This is a genomic window from Serratia ureilytica (genome assembly GCF_013375155.1).
Taxonomy (GTDB): domain Bacteria; phylum Pseudomonadota; class Gammaproteobacteria; order Enterobacterales; family Enterobacteriaceae; genus Serratia; species Serratia ureilytica.
Genome location: NZ_JABXOF010000006.1, coordinates 307606 through 327470 on the forward strand (window position 1 = coordinate 307606; position 19865 = coordinate 327470).

Consider the following 19865-nt stretch of genomic DNA (forward strand, 5'->3'; position numbering starts at 1 on the left):
CCGCGGCGCCCTTTTTTTATCTTTCCATTCGGTTATTTGGTGTGTAGCTGAATGCGCACCACGCTTTCAGCTTTGCCGGCCTTGGTGGCAGCGCCGTCGTTTTTCACCGTTACGAACAGCGCATCGCCTTTCGGATCCAACGCCAGGCTGTTAGGGTGCGGTGGCAGGTCTACGGTTTGCAGGCGCTTGAGGGTCTTGGCGTCGAACACCGTCAGCGTCCCGGCGCCGTGATCCACGCGCACGCCCTTGCGGTTGGCGACATACAGCCGCTGGCTGCGCTCGTCGAGCAGCAGACCGATCGGCACTTCATCCGTCAGTTCGCTGGCCAGCACCTTGCCGCTGTCCGCATCCAGCGCGAACACCCGGTGGCCGCTGCTGCGCTTCACGTAGTCGCGCCCCAGATGATGGTTGCGGTAGTCGTCGCGGTCGATGCCCTGATCGACGCCCAACAGGCGGTTGCTCGCCGGGTCATACACCAGGTTCAGCAACTGATCGGCCTGCACCTCGTGCGTGGCGGCGATCGCCAACGTGTCGGCGTTCAGGGTGATCACCTGCCCCTGCATGTTGGAGACGAACACTCTGCGGCCCTTCTCATCCAGCGTGATGCCCACCGCGTTGTAACCGAAGCCCGGGATCACTTTCTCCAGCTTGCCGGCCTTGGTATCGACCACGTACAGCACGCTGTCGACGCCGAAGCCCAGCCCCGGCAGGAACAGGCGGCCGCTTTGCGCGTCATATTTAATCTCGCGGATGCGGTACAGGTAGTCCTCAGTGATCTTGAACTTCTTCAGCTCCGCCAGCAGGAAATCCAGGCGCTTGCCGCTGATGCCCGCCTGCTTGTAGGCCTGCTCCAGCACCGCTTTATCCAGCAGCTTGATGCTGTCGAGCGCATGGTTGGTGGTGGTGTCCACCACCCCGACTTCGCCGTTGAAGGCCTGCGTCAGGTACAAACGGTTGCCCGCATCGTTCAGCGCCACGCCGAAGCCTTTCACCTTCAGCGGGATCTCCGCCTTGATCGCCAGGGTGTTGGGATCCAGCCGCAGCACGCGGGAGCGCGCTTCTTCCTTCCAGTCCGGCGCGCTGACGAACAGCGCCTGCTGCGAGGTGCTGTAGGCCATCTCCACCACCGCCGACGACAGCGCCTGGCGCTTGATGTCCTGCGGTTTGATGCCGGCATCGTCCGCCTGCGCGGCGCCGGCGACCACCAGAGAGGCCGCCACCAGCAGCGACAGTAACGCGCGCGGGGTTGCTAGGGTTCCAGACATCCTTTTATCTCCTTGAAAATCATGCTTTCGGTTAGAGTGAAACAACGTCATGCCTGCGGCCCGGGCGGCAGCGCCGCCAGAGCGATATCACCAGCGATGTGCTGCGCAAACTGGGTAAAGACATGCTGAACGCCGTCGGCGATCAGAGTGGCCTGCTCCCGGCTGTAGTGGTCCTGACGGTAGGTCATCATCACCCGCAGGGATTTCTTCCCGGCCAGATCGTCTTCCATCACCTCAAACTGCAGGCCGAGCAGCGATTCGGCTTTCTCCGGCTCCACCTGACGGTAGGCGATCGCACTGCCGTCCTGCAGCCGGAACTCGCCGTTCAGCTTGATGCGGCTGTGGATCTGGATGAACACTTCGAACATGTGGTTCTTGCGGTCGGCGTCCACGCCGAACAGCCCTTCTTCCACCAGATCGATCGGAATGTCGGTGTACGGCAGCGAGCCATTGATGGTGTTTTTCACCTGGCTGACCAACCCGGCCACCGTCAGCCCTTCGTCAAAGCGCACGCGGTGCACCACCACGGTGGTGAAATAGCCGACGGTATCGAAGAACTCGGCGTCGTTACGGCCAGAGGTTGAGGTGCCCACCAGCAGATCCGCCGGGCCGCCCAGCAGACGCAGCGCCGAGGTAATCCCGGCATACACCACGTTGAACAGCGACGCGTTGTTGCGGCGGGCAAGCTGATACAAGCCTTCCGCCACGGCAGGATCGACCTCGAACTCCAGCCAGCCGCCGTTGACGTCCGCCGGTGCCGGCACCGCCGGATGGGTGGACGCTTCTTGCCGGAAGATCGGCTGGCCGACCGGCGCGCCGCGCAGCGCATCGAGCCAGTAGTCCAGATGTTGCTGCTGCACCCCGGAGGCCCGCTGCTGCCGGGCGAAAGTGTGGAACTGCGGCGGCTGCCCGCTCCACTGCGGCGCCTGGCCGACGACGCGATGGCGATAGGCGATGCCCAACTCGTCCATCATCAGGTTGAGCGACCATTCATCCAGCACCACATGGTGGAACAGCAACGACAGCAGCTGTTGGCCGTTGTCCGCATCGCGCAGCAGCGTGGCGCGCAGCGGCAGCTCGGCGGCCAGATCGAACCGGTGCTGGCCGGCGTCGGCCAACAGGGCGGCGGCATTACCCGCTGGCGTCTCGTGAGAGAAGCGGAACCACTGATAATCCGGCAGTTCTGCGGCCGGCACCACCACCTGTACCACCTCCCCCTGCTGCTCGACAAAGCGTGAACGCAGCACGGTATGGCGAGTCATGACGTCGATAAACGCCTGGTGCAGCGCCGTTTCGTCCACCGCATCGAAGAAGCGCAGAGAGAACGGCAGGTTGAAAATCTCGTCATGGCCGAAGGCTTCATACACCTTCCACAGCGATTCCTGCGCCAGCGACAGCGGCGCCTGCGCCCGATCATGATCGTCAGCGATGGCTACCGAGGCATTCGGCTGCGCGACGTTCAGGCGTTTGGCGTAGCCCGCCAGCCCGCGCGCCGTCGGATGGCTGAACAGATCGTTAATGTTGATTTCGATCTGATGCAGGCTCAGCAAGCGGCCAATCACCCGGGTAGCGACCAGCGAATGGCCGCCGCGATCGAAGAAGTCTTCATCCAGGGTCATTTCCGGGGCCACCAGCGCCTCACGGAACTCCTGCAAAATCAGCGGCGCAACGCTTTCGTCGGCGTCGCCGTTCGCCACCGGCGCGGCCATCGCCGGGGAAGCGGACTCAGCCACCGGCAATGCGACGGCAATTCGCTGCCCGGCCAGGAAAGCGCTGAACTGCTCCAGCAGGAAAGGCGCCGCGTGCGGAGACAGGCGCGGGTCGGTGACCAGCTCCAGCGTCAGCGCTTCCGCCTCGGGCAAGCCCAGCAGCAGCGCCAGTTCAAACGGCGTATGCAGCGGCGGCAGCAACAGGCGCTCGGCATGAACGCCTTCCAGCCGCCACTCTGCGGCCAGCTCGTCGCGCCAGGCCACCAGCAGCTGCGCCCGTTGCGGATCCGGCTGTTCAGCCACGGCCTGCGCCAGCAGCCGCTGCCCGATGTCGCCCTCGCCATGCTGCACGGTCAGGCGCATCAGCGGCGCCGCCGTCAGGCCCAGCTCCAGACCGACGCACTCCGCCGTTTCTGCGGCCGGCACGCACAGCTGGACCGCTTGGCCACCGGCCTGCGCGGCGACGAACTCGGCAAACCGCGCCGCCACCGCCGCCAGCAAGGCCCGCGGCGTGTCGTTGGCGGGCAACAGCGAGCGCGCAATGCGCGTGACCACGCGCGCGCCCACCGACGGCAAGGCTTCAGCACGCTGCGCCGGGCTGCGGTAATCCTGCAGCGAAACCGCCTGGCGCGCCCAGGGCAGCTGTGGCTCAGGGATTTCCGGCGGCTCGACCGGCTCCGCCGCGAAAGGCAGAGGCATCGCATCTCCGTTATAACGGGCGGACAACATCGCCGGCAGGTGGCGCCACGGCAGCGTTTCCGCCAGGATGTCATGCAAGACCGCGCCCAACATCACGTCACCGCCCGGCGTGAGCAACAGCAGGAAGCGCAGCGGCGCTTCGCTTTCCAGTTCAAACGGCGCCGCCTGCGCCTGGAGCAGGCAATCCATGGCGTGTTGTTCATCCGCCACCTGACGCAGGCTCACCGACAACGGCGCCGAATCGGCGGCGCGTTTAATCAGACCGTTTTCGTCATCAAAAACGTAATGCACGTTCACGCCCGGCGTTTCCCGCACCAGCGCCTGCAGCGCCGCCGTCAGTTGGGCGATATCCACCTCTCCCGTCAGGCGCCAGGCCAGCGCCCGCTGCCCGCGCGCGTCACCCTGCTGCAGATGGGCAAACCATGCCCGTTCTTCGGCTTCGCTTACCGGCCGCTCGCCGTTCGCCGCCCCCGCGCCCAGCGCCTGAAACGCGCTCTCCAGCCGCTGGGCCTCTTCATCGCTCAGAATGCTGTCAAAATCACCGATCACTGCGTTATCTCCTTTGCCCGGCCGTGCCGGGATAGCGCATAAAACGGGGGACATTCGTCCCCCGTCACCGCGATAGCGTTAGAAAGTCAGCTCAACCGCTGCGCCGACCAGGCGGCCTCGCTGGAGCGTCGCCGTGTAAATGTCATTGCTTCTGACCATCTCGCGGCGGTCGGAATCAAACAGGTTTTTCGCATACAGCGTGGCGCGACCGTAGTCGAAGGTGTAAGCCAGCTGGGCGTTGGCCGTCCAATAGGAGCCGATGCGCCCGCGCGAGTCGTTGTCGTATTGCGAATAGTAGGAGTCGGTAAACGCCACATTGCTGCTCAGCTCCCACCCTTTCAGGAACTGATATTTGGCGCCCATGTTGGCGGTGTAAGCCGGCGCGCGCGCCAGCTCATGCCCTTCCACGCCGCTGCCCGAGAACTTCTTGATGTCGGTTTTCAACAGGCCGAGGTTGCCGAACAGTTCGAAATCCCAGCGCGGCTGCCAGGTAGCGCCGATTTCCGCGCCGTAGGTTTCCACCTTGTCGGCGTTGCGGATCACGCTGGAGTTCTCGCCCAGCGAGTACGGCAGCTGCATATCCTTGTAATCGTTGTAGAAGATGTTACCCGTCAGCACCACATTGGCGTCTTTCAGGTGATGGCGGGTGTACAGCTCGTAGTTCCAGACATACTCGGAACCGTAGGTGTAGCTGACCACCGGCGTGCCGATCGTGATGCCGCCGCCGCCGGCGTTATAGCCGCGTGCGATCTTGGCGCCGTAGGTTTGGGTATCCGTCGGTTTCCAGGCCACGTCCAGCTTCGGCAGAAACACGGTGTAGGTTTCATCGAAATCGATGCGCACCGCCTGGCTGCCGCCGTCGCGGCGACGATGTTCGCGCTCCAGACGGCTGGCGGCGGTCACGTCCACCTGCGGCGTCAGCGCATAGGTCAGCTCGGCGAACGCCGAATGGGTATCGGTCTTATCCTTGAAGGTCGAGCCGCCGAAGATGTTGACGAACTCATCCTGCGTGCCGTGGAAGTAACGCAGCCCCGCCAGCCCGTGCAGGCGGCTGTCCGCGCCGCCGAAGCGCACTACCGGCTCCACGTGAACTTCCTGGCCGTCGATCTCGGCGTATTGGATGTTGTAAGCGGTCGGACGGTTGATGTTGAAATCGGTGTAGATAACGCGGTTTTCCAACGTCAGTGCGTCGGACTGCTCCCAGGCCAGATCCCAGATGGTGCTGTTCATGTTGCTTTTGAACACGGCGCGGCGCGGATCGTGGCGCGGATTGGTCGGATGTGGCTGCGGGTTGAGGCTTTCGTTCTGCGGCGCGGTGCTGCCGAAGTGGTTGAAGGTCAGCTTGGTGGTCAGATCGCGCAGGCCGGCCGGGTTGAACAACAGCTTGGCGCGGGCGGTGGTGGCTTCCACTTCGCGCGGATCGCCCACCGGCGCATAGGCCGGCAGATCGGCTTCGCTGCGGCGGCGCTGGCGATCGACGCTGACGCGGAACGCCAGCTGATCTTCCACCAGCGGGCCGGACGCCATGGCCGCCAACTGTGAAGAGTGCTGGTTGCCGGCCCCGCCCTTGAAGGCGCTTTCCCACTCGAAGGTCGGATCCTTACTGGCCATGACGATGGCGCCGGCGATGGCGTTGCGCCCCTGGATGTAGCTTTGCGGGCCGAGGAACACTTCGACGCGATCCAGATCCCACAGCGACTGCGGACCGAACGCCTGTTCGTTATAAGTCAGCGAACGGCCGTCCAATGACAGATTGAGGCGCGGGCGGGTGCCGCTAAGGAAAGCGTTGGCGCCGACGTTCGGGCCGGAACCGTCGATGCCGCGCACGGTCGGCAGTTCGTTGCCGATGCCCAGATCCACCACGTTGGGGGTCATGCGCAGCAGATCGGGGATCTGCACCGCATCGGGCATCGAGGCGATGCGGTTGCTGTCGAACACCTGCACGCTGGAGCCGGTGTCGAAAATGGACCGTTTGATCTTCTCACCGGTGACCAGCAGCGTTTCCGCGTCCTGGTAGGTTTCGTTGCTCTTCGTTTCCGCCGCGTTGACGTTACCGATCGCCAGTGAACAAACCCCTAAAAATACGGAGGAAAATGCCCCAATGGCTTTCAACCCCGCCTTTTCCCCGTTTCCTACGCTTTCATGCCGTTGAGCCGCAAAATGCTTGCCCATAGATGTCTTCTCCTTTCATCCCAGAGGTGCACAAAATTTGATTTTTTTTTACACAACCTACATCGACACTCACACAGATCATGACGCTGCGGCCTTCCCGGCCTTGCTGTTGCTTATCCCTGCGGCAAACCCATGTCTTTCGCGGCCGAACGGGCGCGGCCCCGTCCACGGCCAAGCCGCCGGCGGAGCCGGCCGGCAGCTTGTATAAAAACGTAAAATAATGTTAAGAATGATAATATTTTGCATTTTCTAATGCAAATCATTATCAATAAAGGTGTGAGGCCTGACAAGATAACTGCCAGAAACCCTTATACTTTCGCAGGAAAAACGAGCGCTGTAATAACAAGCAATCATTTCAATGCTAAGAATAATATAGATAAATTATTCACGCCCAACGCCCTCTCTGCTCGGTATTGCTAAAACGCCTTATAGATAGCACCCGTGCGCCAAATGGATCAAATAATAATAATTTTCATTCCTATTAACATTTGGATATATTCTTGCAGTCTCGTTGGCTTAATCAAAATGGATACCCGATGAAAGCGTTAACCACGATGCAGGCCGCCTATTGGGTAGGCCGACAGTCCGCTCCCCCTCTGGGCGGCATGGCCGCCCACCTGTATGCGGAGTTCGACGGCGGCGAGCTGGATGCCGCTCGTCTGCGCCAGGCCGTAGAGATGTTGTACCTGCATCATCCGCTGCTGCGCCTGCGCATTACCGACGATGGCCAACAGACGATCGCGCCCCCCAGTCCCCGGCATACCTTGCATCTCGACGACTGGCGACACGCCGATGAAGCGACGCTGGCGGCCGCGCTCGCCGCCAAACGCCAGGCGAAAAGCACCCAGCTGCTGCCGCTGGAACAGGGCGTTCCCTGCGATATCAGCCTGAGCCTGCTGCCGGAAGGGCGCAGCCGCTTGCACGTCGATCTCGACATGATCGCCGGCGATGCCATGAGCTTTCGCCTGCTGATGGAGGATCTGGCGGCGTTTTATCACCAGTGTCCGGCGGCGCCCTCCCATGACGCGCCGCCGGCCTACTTCGATCACCTCGAACGACGCAACGCCGACGAGGCGCTGCACCAGCGGCGCGAACGCAGCCAGCGTTGGTGGCGTGCTCGCCTGGCGCAGGTGCCGCCGGCGCCGCGCCTGCTGCGCACGCCGGACCGCTGCCGCAGCGATCGTTTGGCCATCCAGTTGAATGCAGAAGAAAGCCGCGCGCTGGAGAGCGTGGCCAAGCGGCACCACACCTCCCTCTCGACGCTATTTCTGGCGCTGTTCGCGCTGGCCGTCGGCCAGGGTTGGAACATGACGCGCTTCCGGCTCAACGTGCCGCTGTTCCACCGCGAGAGCGAACGGGAAGACGCGCATCGCCTCGTCGGCGACTTCTCTAATCTGGTATTGCTCGGCGTGGAATTGAACCCGACGGAAAACCTGAACGCCTTCTGCCAACGCCTGATGGCGCAGCTGGCGGAGCTGATCGAGCATGCGGATTATCCCGGCGTCAGCGTGATGCGCGATCTGTCACGCCTGCACGGCAGCCTGCAGCCTTCGCCGGTGGTGTTTACCGCCGGTTTCGGCATCCGCGGCAAGACGCTGTTTTCCGAACGGGTCGCCGACACCTTCGGCCCTCTCGGCTGGGTCATCTCTCAGGGGCCGCAGGTCGCGCTGGATGCGCAGGTCGCCCACGTCGACGACGGCATTCTGATCAACTGGGACGTGCGGCTGGACGCGTTTCCCGAGCACGTGTTGCCACGCCTGCTGGCCTGTTACCGGGCGCTGCTGCACCTGGCCGCGCGGCAAGCGGGGGCGTTCGATCGCCCGCTGTCGCAACTGCTGGCGCAGTGTACCCCCGACGCGCTGGCGCAGCAGGCGCCGGTGCGCCAGGTGCTGCACCGGCTGCTGGAGCGGGTGGCTCCCGAGGCCGGCTTGCACGACCACGACGATATCCACCGCTTGGCCCTGCCGGATGCTGGGGTGAACGCGCTGCTAACGGTGCTCAACAGGTATCTGGCGGCGGCGCTGACGGTGCAGGATCTGGCGGCGCATCCCTCTCCGGCGGCGCTGGCGGCATTGATCTGCCAACGCTCGCCCGAGGCAGGACGGCATGCGAAAACGCTGCTCGCCGCGCTGGCGCCGCAGCACTGAGATCGGTTTCCGGGCGCGCGACGTCCGGCACGTTTTAATCGGTTAGCGACTATAGGGAAGCACCATGGAGACACCATTAACCGCACTGCAGCAGGCCTATCTTCTCGGCCGCAGCGATCGATGGCCGCTCGGCGGCGTGGCGATGCACGACTTCCGCGAATACCGCGCCCGGCAGCGGGATGTGCCGCGCCTTGAAGCGCGCCTGGCCGAGCTGGTACAGCACTACCCGGCGTTGCGCACCTGCATCGATGTGCAGCGCGGCACGCAGCACGTGCGCCCGGAAATCACGCTGCATCTGGATCGCCACGACCTGCGCTCGCTGGATGACGAAGCGGCGCAGCGCCAGACGGAACAACTGCGCGAGCGTTACTCCCACCAGCGCCACGATCCGAGCCAACCGCTGTGGCGCATCGCCGTGATCCAACTTGCCGAACAGCAGGATCCGACGGGATCGCCGTACGATACGCTGATCTTTACCAGCTTTGATGCCTTGATTCTCGACGGCCAGGGGATCTCCGCCGTGATCGCGCGCCTGTTCGACGATCGCCCTCTGACGCCGACCGCCGCCGCGCTGCCGCCCCCTGCGGCATCGGCGGCGCAACGCCAGGCCGATGCCGCCTATTGGCGCGAGAAGCTGCAGGATGTCACCACCCCGTCGGCGTTGCCGTGGCGCGCCCCGCTCGCCAATCTCACCGCATCACGCTATCGCCGCGCCACCCTGACGCTGCCGCACGACACGGTCAAACAACTCGGCCGCCTGGGATCGCCGCATGCGCTGCTGCGCAACAGCCTGCTCTCGGCGCTGATCCTTGATACGCTGGCCCACTGGACCACCGACGGGGAGCTGTGCGTCGGGGTGCCGGTGGCGTTCCCCGCCGCCGACGGCGCGCTGGGCAACGCCTCCAGCTTCGTGGCGGTGCGCTATTCGCGCTACGGCGAAGACTTTATCCAGCGCGCGCAAGCCTTGCAGGACGATGTGCTCGGCGCGCTCGATCACCTGGCGTTTTCCGGCGTCGATCTGGCGCGTCAGTTGCTCGGCCAAAGCCAGGGCGGCCCGGCGCTGCCGGTGATCCTGACCAACTGTTTGGGTTGGGAAACGCTGCCGGCCGAGGCGCCGGTGCGCTTCCACGATGGCCTGACCCAAACGCCGCAGGTCGCCATTGATATCCGTCTGACGCTGGACAGCGAAAAAAACCTGCAGCTGTGCGTGGATTACGCCGAGCAGGCGCTGCACGGCGAGCAGGTAGCGGCCATACTGGCGGCCTTGCAGCGGCGCATCCTGCACAGTTGCCAACGCGCCGATCTGGCGATCGCCCCGCGAGATTTCATCGATCTGGCGCATTACCGCCACAACGACAGCGAAGCGAATTACGCGCCTTATCCTTATCTGGCGCAGCTGACCGAGCGGCTGTTCGGCGCGCATAACGGCGGCAACGCGCTTATCTGTGGCGAGCAGACGCTGACCTATCGCGAGCTGGGTCAGCAGATCGCCACGGCGATCGCCAACCTGCAGAGCCGCGGCGTACAGCCGGGCAACGTGGTGGCGCTGTATTTGCCGCGCAGCCCGGAACAGATCATCTTCAGCCTCGCCTGCGCCCTGCAGGGGGTGATCTGGGTGCCTATCGACATCAACTCGCCGCCGGAGCGCACCGCCTACCTGCTGGAGAACTGCCGGCCGACGCTGGTGGTGCACGGCGGCGATCTGGAGACGCCGATCGGCGTGACGCCGGCTACCCTGCTGACGCCGACAGATCGCGCGCCCGCGCTGCCGGATGAACAGGCGTTGGCGGAACGCAGCGCCAGCCAGGCCGCGAGCTATTACCTGTATACCTCCGGCACCACCGGTAAACCCAAGTGCGTGGTGCTCAACAACCGCGCTACCGCCAACGTCGTGCACCAAACCCAACAGCGCTGGAGAGTCACCGCCGACGACGTCTTTATTTCCGTGACGCCGCCGCACCATGACATGTCGATGTTCGATCTGTTCGGTTCGCTGTGCGCCGGCGCCACGCTGGTACTGCCGGCGCCGCATCAGGAAAAAGACGCCATCAGTTGGAACCAGTTGGTGGAAAAACATCGGGTCAGCCTGTGGTGCTCGGTGCCCGCCATTCTGGAGATGCTGCTCACCTGTAAAACGGCCGACAGCCTGCGCTCGCTGCGCTTGGTGGCGCAGGGTGGCGACTACATAAAGCCAGCGACGGTGCAAACCCTGCGCACTCTGCGCCCGGATCTCACTCTGTTCTCACTCGGCGGGCCGACCGAAACCACCATCTGGAGCATCTGGCACCCGATCGCCCCGCAGGAGAGCGGCACCGTGCCTTACGGCCGCCCGCTGCCGGCCAACCGCTATTTCATCTGCCATGACGACGGCAGCCACTGCCCGGCCGGCGTGGTCGGCCGCATCCATACCGCCGGGGTCAACCTGGCGTTGGGCTACCTGGAGCAGGGGGAGCTGAAGCAGCACGACTTCGTCACCCTCGCAGGGCCGGACGGGCAGCCGCTGCGCGCTTTCCGTACCGGCGATCAGGGCTATTACCGTCCGGACGGCAACATCATGTTCGCCACCCGGGTGAACGGCTATGTGAAGATCCGCGGCGTGCGCGTCTCGCTGCCGGAAATCGAAGACGTGCTGCGCCGCCATCCGGCGATCCGGGATATGGTGGTGGTGGATTATCCCAGCGGAGAGAACAACGAGGCGGCGCTCGGCGCCCTGTATCTGACCCGCGACGGCAAGCCGCTGCCGCTGTCCGAGATCCGCGCCTTCGCCACCGGCTATCTGCCCTGTACCCATATTCCCACGCGCTTTATCCACGCCGAGGCGCTGCCGCTGTCTGCCAACGGCAAAACCGACCGCCATCGCATCCGCGCCGACCTGAGCCAGCGGCAAACCGCGCCGGCGCTGAACGCCTGCGCAGCCCCGCCGCCGAACGCGCCTTTGGCGCGCAGCGCAGAGATCCTGACCATCTATTGGCAGGCGATCGGCGTGACGCCGCGCCCGGAATGGGGAGAAGAGACGGCATTTATCGCCATGGGGCTGAAGCTGCCGCATATCAAACAGGTGGCGGAGCGCCTCAATGACGCTTTCGGCACCCGGCTGGTGAGCAGTGCGCTCTTGCCGTGCAAGAATGCGCGCGAAGTGGCGGCGTTACTGACCAGCTGAAGCCACATCACTCGGGCGGGGATATCCCCCGCCCGCAGGTTATCAGGCGGGCAATGCCGTCAGGGCCGCGAGCGGTTGTTCCCAGGCTTCCCGCTGCAGCGCGCGCAGCAGAAATTCTTGCAGCGCCTCGCCATAGTCCAGCGCATCCTCCATCGGGAACTGTTCCAGATAAATGTCGATATCCACCTGCAGATCGCGGGCGTCGGTGCGGCCGCGATACGTCAGGTTGAAACCGTCGCCCGAGCCCCCGGCCAATACGCGCCGGGCGCCGCGACAGCCGACAAAACGGGGCGCATCGAAGGGTTGCACGTTGATGAAGGGAGAAATAAAGAAGCGCGAGTTCGGATCCACGCCGCGATCGGCGGCCAGTTGACGCAGACGATAGCCGGCGTGGCTGCGCAGCTCGCGCAGCTGCTGCGTCAGGGTGGTCAGAAAGCTCCCCAGCGTCTCCATTGGCGCCGGCGATACCAGCAGCGGCAGGGTATTAACCGCCAGCGAAGGGACGTTGGTGGCGGCTTGCCCGCGGCGATTCATCGCCGGCATCCACATCGGCAACGCATCGCCCTGCCGGGCGTGGCGCGGCATGACCTGAAACAGCCAGACCGCCGACAGCGCCACCAGCAAGTCGGGCCAATTGATGCCACTGCATTCCGACTGCTGCGCCAGACGTTGCGCGACTTCTGTCGGCAACCGACGGTTGACGCTCAGGCGTCGCACGCCATACTCACCGCCGCCCTTACGCACCGTCGGCAGCGCCTGCGACGGCGGCAGATAGGCCTGCCAAAAGCGCCGATCGCGCTCGCAGCGTTCAGAATCGACATAGGCCAACTCGGCCTGTTGAAAGGGGGCGAAGGCGCCCAAAGGGATGCCCGCGCTCCCCTGGCCGAGGTAGTGCGCATAGAGCGCGGCGCAGCGGTGCTCGATTAGCGCCATGCCGAAACCGTCGACCAGAATATGGTGCGCACGCACGTACCAGAGGTAACGCTCCGGTCCCAGCTTCAGCAGCCAGGCGGCGGCTAACGGTTCGCGGTGCAGCGCCCGGTGCTGCGCGATATCCTCGTGCATCAGGTTTTGCGCCGCCTGCCAGGGATCGCGATGCGTTTGCAGATCGATACGTTGCAATGACGGTATGCGCTGTGGCTCGTGCCGTAGCGACGGAGGATGGTCGCCACGCCGTTCGCCAAAGCGCAGGGCAAACGCCTGCGTCTCGGCGAGGGTGGTGGCGATCGCCCGGCAGAGCGCCGCTTCCTCTATTGCGCCGCACAGTTCGGTGCAATGGGCGACGGTGGATAAGGTCTGCCCAGGGTGCAAGGTGTATTCTTCCCAGAAATCAAGCTGCGCTGGCGCCAGCGGCAACCATTCAGAGGCCAAAGCGGTGTCCGACATGTTACCTACCTTTGATAAGCCTGAATAAAAGCGCCGAACGGGCGATACCCCGCCGTTCAACGGCTTTTGTGTGTCTCCATACATCATCAAATGAAAATGATAATAACATCTATTATCATTTCCAATAATTTGGTAACACTTTAGATTCTGTTAAGCGGGGATGCAAGCGACGCAGCGGGGGCAGAGAAAAGAAAGTGGCAGGCTGAAAGGGCATAAAAACAAAACGCCCCGGGCACGGATGCCCGGGGCGGTTTTCATATCCCGCTAGCCGGTGATTAGCCTTGATTGGCCGGCTTCACCTTCTGCGCCAGGAACTCCGTTTCGTAGGCCAGCGCCTTCTTGCGATCGAACTGGTGCTCCCACTTGGCGATAACCAGTACCGCCAGCGCGTTGCCCACGACGTTCAGCGCGGTGCGCGCCATATCCAGGATACGGTCCACGCCGGCGATAAACGCCAGGCCTTCCAGCGGAATGCCGACGCTGCCCAACGTCGCCAGCAGCACCACGAACGAGACACCCGGCACGCCGGCGATCCCTTTCGAGGTCACCATCAGCGTCAGCACCAGCACGATCTCCTGCCCCAACGATAGCTCAATGCCGTACAGCTGGGCGATAAAGATGGCGGCGATGCTCTGGTACAGCGTCGAACCATCCAAATTAAAGGAGTAACCGGTCGGCACCACGAAACTGGTGATCGACTTGGGCGCGCCGTAAGCCTCCATCTTTTCGATGATGCGCGGCAGCACCGTTTCCGAACTGGCGGTGGAATAAGCCAGGATCAGTTCGTCTTTCAGGATGCGGATCAGCGTCCAGATGCGCAGGTTGCACAGCCGAGCGACCGCCCCCAGCACCACCAGGGCGAAGAACGCGATGGCGAAGTACACCAGCACCACCAGCTTGGCCAACGGCAGCAGCGAAGCGAAACCGAAGTTCGCCACCGTGACCGAAATCAGACCAAACACCCCGATCGGCGCATAACGCATGATCATGTGGGTGACTTTGAACATGCTCTCGGACACTGCCTTGAAGACCTTCAGCAGCGGCTCTTTGGTCTCTTTCGGCAACGACGACAGCCCCAGACCAAACAGCACCGAGAAGAAGATAATCGGCAGCATGTCGCCCTTGGCCATCGACGAGAAGACGTTCGACGGGATCAGCGACAGAATGGTCGCCACCAGGCTGTGCGAACCGCTTTGCACCTGTTCGGTGGTTTTCTCATACTGCGAAATGTCCACCGTGGTCAGCGTCGACATATCGATGCCGTGACCCGGTTGGAAGACGTTGGCCAAGGTGAGCCCCACCACGATGGCGATCGTGGTGATCACTTCGAAGTAAATAATGGTTTTCAATCCGATGCGGCCCAGCTTTTTCGCATCCCCCACGCCGGCAATACCGACGATCAGCGTGGAAATAACGATCGGCACCACAATCATCTTAATCAGACGAATAAAGATATCACCCGCCGGGCTGAGAATATTGCTCACCAGCCACTCACGAGATTCGGTCTGGTTGTGCAATACCGCGCCAACAATAATACCCAGCACCAACGCGATCAGGATTTGCCAAGCCAGGCTAATTTTTACACTTTTCATACCCAAAAAGTCCTCAAAGACTCTTTGCGCCGTACAAAGTCGCAACACGGCGAAAAGAATACTTAATCATTTATTACAGGCTTATGTTAATTCAGTGGAAGCGTTCACCTGCCCTGGGTGCGACGCAGTATAAATCTGTATCATCCGGGCGGCATGCTCTGCAAGCCTTGATTTGTCAGGGTTGAGCGCTGAATCGAATCACAAAAAATTCGCGCAACTATTTCAAATGGCATAATTGCTTGTTATTAAAAACATAATTTTTCATATAATGAAGCACATAACCGCGCCAGCGACGTTTTTTTGAACGCGATTAAAATGCGTTATTTTTCGTCCATTCTGCATATTTAGTCCGCATCAAATGTTTATATTTTGTTACTCAAAAGTCAAATAAATGGGAATTGACCGAGTGACATTTTCACCCATAAATGCAGCGCCGTTTTATATTCCGATTAAAAATCGAACAATTCGGCATGATGAATGCCACACGGTATTTCCCGAGTTTTCATCAGGAATTAAGCGTTAATAGAACGTTATTTCACGATGTGCCGTCCATCGTTATATCGCGTTAATACCAACTTCGAATATTAATAGCGAAAAATAATCAAAAAAGATTTATAGCGCGAAATAATGTCGGTCTCTCCCCCCCTTATTAAGCGCGAGGCAAACACCCTCGCCTTTGTTTATTCTTTTTTGTTCTTTAGATAAGTGTTTTTGGCTAAAAAAGCGGGTTTATGATGATTTAAACGCCAAATAGATAGATACGTACTGCAAATACGACAGAACTATTACAAATCAATATCTTTGTTGCGTGATCTGCCGCGCAAAAAAGAAACAAAGAATCGTAGCAAACTATACTTAACCTTCAGTTGACATATCATTAACAACTTCAAGGAGAAAAGCTATGAGCCAACTGCATAAACACGCTATTCCTTCTGCAATTGCAGAACGCGCCCTGATTAATCCGGCACAATACCAACAGTATTATCAACAGTCGGTTCAAGACCCAGAAGCTTTCTGGGGTGAGCATGGCAAAATCCTGGACTGGATCAAACCCTATACCAAAGTCAAAAACACCTCGTTCGATCCGGGCCACGTCAGCATCCGTTGGTTTGAAGACGGCACGTTGAACCTGGCGGCCAACTGCCTGGACCGTCATTTGGCCGAGCGCGGCGACCAGACCGCCATTATCTGGGAAGGCGATGACCCGACCCAATCCAAGAAAGTGACCTACAAACAGCTGCACCATGATGTCTGCCAATTCGCCAACGTGCTGAAAAAGCTCGGCGTGAAAAAAGGCGACGTGGTGGCTATCTATATGCCGATGGTGCCGGAAGCGGCGGTCGCGATGCTGGCCTGCGCCCGCATCGGCGCCGTACATTCGGTGATCTTCGGCGGCTTCTCACCGGAAGCGGTCGCCGGGCGCATTATCGACTCCAACGCCAAACTGGTGATCACCGCCGATGAAGGCCTGCGCGCCGGCCGCGCCGTGCCGCTGAAAAAGAACGTCGACGATGCGCTGAAAAACCCCGGCGTGGTCAGCGTGGCCAACGTCGTGGTGTTCCAGCGCACCGGCAAACCGGGTTACTGGCAGGAAGGGCGCGATCTGTGGTGGCATGAGCTGACCCAGGGCGTTTCCGCCGATTGCCCGCCGGAAGAAATGAACGCGGAAGATCCGCTGTTTATCCTGTACACCTCCGGCTCGACCGGCAAGCCAAAAGGCGTGCTGCACACCACTGGCGGCTACCTGGTGTACGCCGCGATGACCTTTAAGTATGTGTTCGACTATCACGACGGCGACATTTACTGGTGCACCGCCGACGTCGGCTGGGTCACCGGTCACAGCTATCTGCTGTACGGCCCGCTGGCCTGCGGCGCCACCACGCTGATGTTCGAAGGCGTACCTAACTATCCGGGCGTCAATCGTCTGTCTCAGGTGATCGACAAACACCAGGTCAACATTCTGTATACCGCGCCGACCGCCATTCGTGCCCTGATGGCCGAAGGCGACAAGGCGATCGAAGGCACCCGACGCGATTCGCTGCGCATCATGGGCTCGGTCGGCGAACCGATCAACCCGGAAGCCTGGGAGTGGTACTACAACAAGATAGGCAACGCCAAATGCCCGATCGTCGACACCTGGTGGCAAACTGAAACCGGCGGCTTCATGATTACCCCGCTGCCGGGCGCCACCGAGCTGAAGGCCGGTTCCGCCACGCGGCCTTTCTTCGGCGTACAGCCGGCGCTGGTTGATAATGTCGGCACGCCGCAGGAAGGCGCCTGCGAAGGCAACCTGGTGATCGTCGATTCCTGGCCGGGCCAGGCGCGCACCCTGTTCGGCGATCATGACCGCTTCGAGCAAACCTACTTCTCGACCTTCAAAGGCATGTATTTCAGCGGCGACGGCGCCCGCCGCGACGAGGACGGTTACTACTGGATCACCGGCCGCGTCGATGACGTGCTGAACGTCTCCGGCCACCGTTTGGGCACCGCCGAGATCGAGTCCGCGCTGGTATCTCACCCGAAAATCGCCGAAGCGGCGGTGGTCGGCATTCCTCATAACATCAAAGGCCAGGCGATCTACGCCTATATCACGCTGAACCACGGCGAAGAACCGACGCCGGAGCTCTATGCCGAAGTGCGCAACTGGGTGCGCAAAGAGATAGGGCCGATCGCCACGCCGGACGTGCTGCACTGGACAGACTCGCTGCCCAAAACGCGCTCCGGCAAGATCATGCGGCGTATCCTGCGCAAAATTGCCGCCGGCGACACCAGCAACCTGGGGGATACCTCCACGCTGGCGGATCCGGCTGTAGTCGACAAGCTGTTGGAAGAAAAACAATCAATGAAAGTGCCGTCATAATTTACGCCGCTTCAGGCCGCTCATTCGGATAACGCGCCGTTGAGCGGCCCTGGCGCGGCGTACTCTATCAATACCTACTGGAGACACTCTGATGAATGACACCATTTATCAAGGGATTGAAGAAAACCCGCGCTTTAAAGAGCTGGTGAGAAAACGCGGCCGGTTCGCCTGGCTGCTTTCGCTGATTACGCTGGCGCTGTACGTCGGCTTTATCTTGTTGATCGCCTTCGATCCCCAATGGCTCGGCACGCCGATCGCCGCCGGATCGACCATTACCCGCGGGATCCCGGTCGGCGTCGGGCTGATCGTGATCTCTTTCGTCTTGACCGGGATCTATGTCTTCCGCGCCAACGGCGAATTCGATCGCCTCACCGCAGAGATTCTGCGCGAGGTGAAACAATGAAGCGCTTATTGTCCGCCGCCGCGCTGCTGTTGCTGCCGGGCCTGGCCTGCGCCGACGCCATTGGCGGCGAGGTGCATCGTCAGCCGCTGAACATCCAGGCGATCGTGATGTTTATCCTGTTTGTCGGCGCCACGCTCTACATCACCTATTGGGCCTCCAAACGCACCCGTTCCCGTCAGGACTACTACACCGCGGGCGGGCGCATCACCGGTCTGCAAAACGGGCTGGCGATCGCCGGCGACTTCATGTCCGCCGCCTCGTTCCTCGGCATCTCCGCACTGGTCTATACCTCGGGCTATGACGGCCTGATCTACTCCATCGGCTTCCTCATCGGCTGGCCGATCATTCTGTTCCTGATCGCGGAACGCCTGCGCAATCTCGGCCGCTATACCTTCGCCGATGTCGCCTCTTACCGTCTGCAGCAGAAACCGATCCGCACCCTCTCGGCCTGCGGCTCGTTGGTGGTGGTGGCGTTGTATCTGATCGCGCAGATGGTCGGCGCCGGCAAGCTGATCCAGCTGCTGTTCGGGCTCAACTACCATGTGGCGGTGATCCTGGTCGGTATCCTGATGGTGCTGTACGTGCTGTTCGGCGGCATGCTGGCCACCACCTGGGTGCAGATCATCAAAGCGGTGCTGCTGCTGGCCGGCGCCAGCTTTATGGCGCTGATGGTGATGAAGTCGGTTAACTTCGACTTCAATACCCTGTTCGCCGAAGCGGTGAAGGTGCATCCGAAAGGCATCGCCATCATGAGCCCCGGCGGGCTGGTGTCCGATCCGATTTCCGCGCTGTCGCTTGGCCTGGCGCTGATGTTCGGCACCGCCGGTCTGCCGCACATCTTGATGCGTTTCTTCACCGTGAGTGACGCCAAGGAAGCGCGCAAGAGCGTGTTCTACGCCACCGGCTTTATCGGTTACTTCTATATTCTGACCTTTATCATCGGCTTCGGCGCCATCCTGCTGGTCAGCGCCAATCCGGCGTTCAAAGATGCCACCGGCGCGTTGCTGGGCGGCACCAACATGGCGGCAGTGCATCTGGCCAATGCCGTTGGCGGCAACTTCTTCCTCGGCTTTATCTCGGCGGTGGCGTTCGCCACCATTCTGGCGGTGGTTGCAGGCCTGACGCTGGCCGGCGCCTCGGCCGTGTCCCACGATCTGTACGCCAGCGTGATTAAAAACGGCAAGGCGACCGAGCGCGATGAGCTGAAGGTCTCCAAGATCACCGTCGTGGTATTAGGCCTGGTCGCCATTGCCCTGGGGATTTTGTTCGAGAAGCAGAATATCGCCTTTATGGTCGGGCTGGCGTTCTCCATCGCCGCCAGCTGTAACTTCCCTATCATCATCCTGTCGATGTACTGGTCGCGTTTGACGACCCGCGGCGCGATGATTGGCGGCTGGTTAGGCCTGCTGACGGCAGTGATTCTGATGATCCTCGGCCCGACGATCTGGGTGCAGATCCTCGGCCATGAGAAACCGATTTACCCGTACGAATACCCGGCGCTGTTCTCGATGATCGTGGCCTTTGTCGGCACCTGGCTGTTCTCGATCACCGACAGCTCACTGGCCGGGCAGCAAGAGCGGGAACGCTTCCGGGCGCAGTTTGTTCGTTCGCAAACCGGGCTGGGCATTTCTCAGGGCAGCTCGCATTGACCGAATAATAAGTGAAAAAAGCAAACACACCCTAATCAAAGGCCCTTCGGGGCCTTTTCTCTGGCTCGCTGACGGAGAATGGAGAATAAGGAGGGGAAAGCAGTGCAGCGTAGCTGCGCTTTTTTGCGTTTTACGCACAGCAAAAAGCCCTGAACGTCAGTTCAGGGCTTTCGGCTTTGTTTGATGCCTGGCAGTGTCCTACTCTCGCATGGGGAGACCCCACACTACCATCGGCGCTACGGCGTTTCACTTCTGAGTTCGGCATGGGGTCAGG

General features: G+C 61.3%; 10 protein-coding genes and 1 rRNA gene. 5 read left to right on the forward strand and 6 right to left on the reverse strand.

Features of this window, described 5'->3' with window-relative positions:
- Window positions 1-32 precede the first annotated feature (32 nt).
- The 3 genes from HWW83_RS13655 to HWW83_RS13665 form a co-directional block, all read right to left on the reverse strand.
- Window positions 33-1265: a YncE family protein gene (locus HWW83_RS13655; RefSeq protein WP_033641583.1), complete on the reverse strand. Its 1233-nt coding sequence runs from the start codon at window positions 1263-1265 to the stop codon at window positions 33-35.
- A 47-nt stretch (window positions 1266-1312) separates the two neighbouring features.
- The gene (locus tag HWW83_RS13660; protein WP_060660060.1) at window positions 1313-4222 is read right to left on the reverse strand and encodes a condensation domain-containing protein; all 2910 of its coding nucleotides are present in this window, start codon (window positions 4220-4222) and stop codon (window positions 1313-1315) included.
- Window positions 4223-4300: 78 nt separating this feature from the next.
- The gene (locus HWW83_RS13665) at window positions 4301-6394 is read right to left on the reverse strand and encodes a TonB-dependent receptor (protein WP_033641581.1); all 2094 of its coding nucleotides are present in this window, start codon (window positions 6392-6394) and stop codon (window positions 4301-4303) included.
- 536 nt (window positions 6395-6930) lie between these two features.
- On the opposite strand from HWW83_RS13665, the gene HWW83_RS13670 reads away from it, so the two are divergent.
- Together HWW83_RS13670 and HWW83_RS13675 are read left to right on the forward strand one after the other, a co-directional pair.
- Window positions 6931-8541: a condensation domain-containing protein gene (locus tag HWW83_RS13670; protein ID WP_176589363.1), complete on the forward strand. Its 1611-nt coding sequence runs from the start codon at window positions 6931-6933 to the stop codon at window positions 8539-8541.
- A gap of 64 nt (window positions 8542-8605) precedes the next feature.
- A complete protein-coding gene (locus HWW83_RS13675; RefSeq protein WP_176589364.1) occupies window positions 8606-11701 on the forward strand; it encodes an amino acid adenylation domain-containing protein in 3096 nt (1031 codons plus the stop codon).
- Window positions 11702-11743: 42 nt separating this feature from the next.
- Here the strand turns inward: HWW83_RS13675 and HWW83_RS13680 are convergent, their stop codons facing one another.
- Together HWW83_RS13680 and gltP are read right to left on the reverse strand one after the other, a co-directional pair.
- Window positions 11744-13087, reverse strand: a complete 1344-nt coding sequence (locus HWW83_RS13680; RefSeq protein ID WP_176589365.1) for a condensation domain-containing protein — start codon at window positions 13085-13087, stop codon at window positions 11744-11746.
- 275 nt (window positions 13088-13362) lie between these two features.
- Window positions 13363-14679, reverse strand: a complete 1317-nt coding sequence (gene gltP, locus HWW83_RS13685; protein WP_033641576.1) for a glutamate/aspartate:proton symporter GltP — start codon at window positions 14677-14679, stop codon at window positions 13363-13365.
- 901 nt (window positions 14680-15580) lie between these two features.
- On the opposite strand from gltP, the gene acs reads away from it, so the two are divergent.
- The 3 genes from acs to actP all read left to right on the forward strand — a co-directional run bounded on the left by acs (window position 15581) and on the right by actP (window position 19591).
- Window positions 15581-17539, forward strand: coding sequence for an acetate--CoA ligase (acs, locus tag HWW83_RS13690; protein WP_033641574.1), 1959 nt, complete (start codon window positions 15581-15583; stop codon window positions 17537-17539).
- 91 nt (window positions 17540-17630) lie between these two features.
- On the forward strand, window positions 17631-17942 hold the full coding sequence (locus HWW83_RS13695) for a DUF485 domain-containing protein (RefSeq protein ID WP_004930047.1): 312 nt from the start codon (window positions 17631-17633) through the stop codon (window positions 17940-17942).
- On the forward strand, window positions 17939-19591 hold the full coding sequence (gene actP, locus HWW83_RS13700) for a cation/acetate symporter ActP (RefSeq protein WP_004930048.1): 1653 nt from the start codon (window positions 17939-17941) through the stop codon (window positions 19589-19591). Before HWW83_RS13695 ends, actP begins: the two co-directional genes overlap by 4 nt.
- A gap of 185 nt (window positions 19592-19776) precedes the next feature.
- On the opposite strand, the gene rrf is transcribed toward actP, so the two are convergent.
- Window positions 19777-19865, reverse strand: a 5S ribosomal RNA gene (gene rrf, locus HWW83_RS13705); the annotation flags it as partial.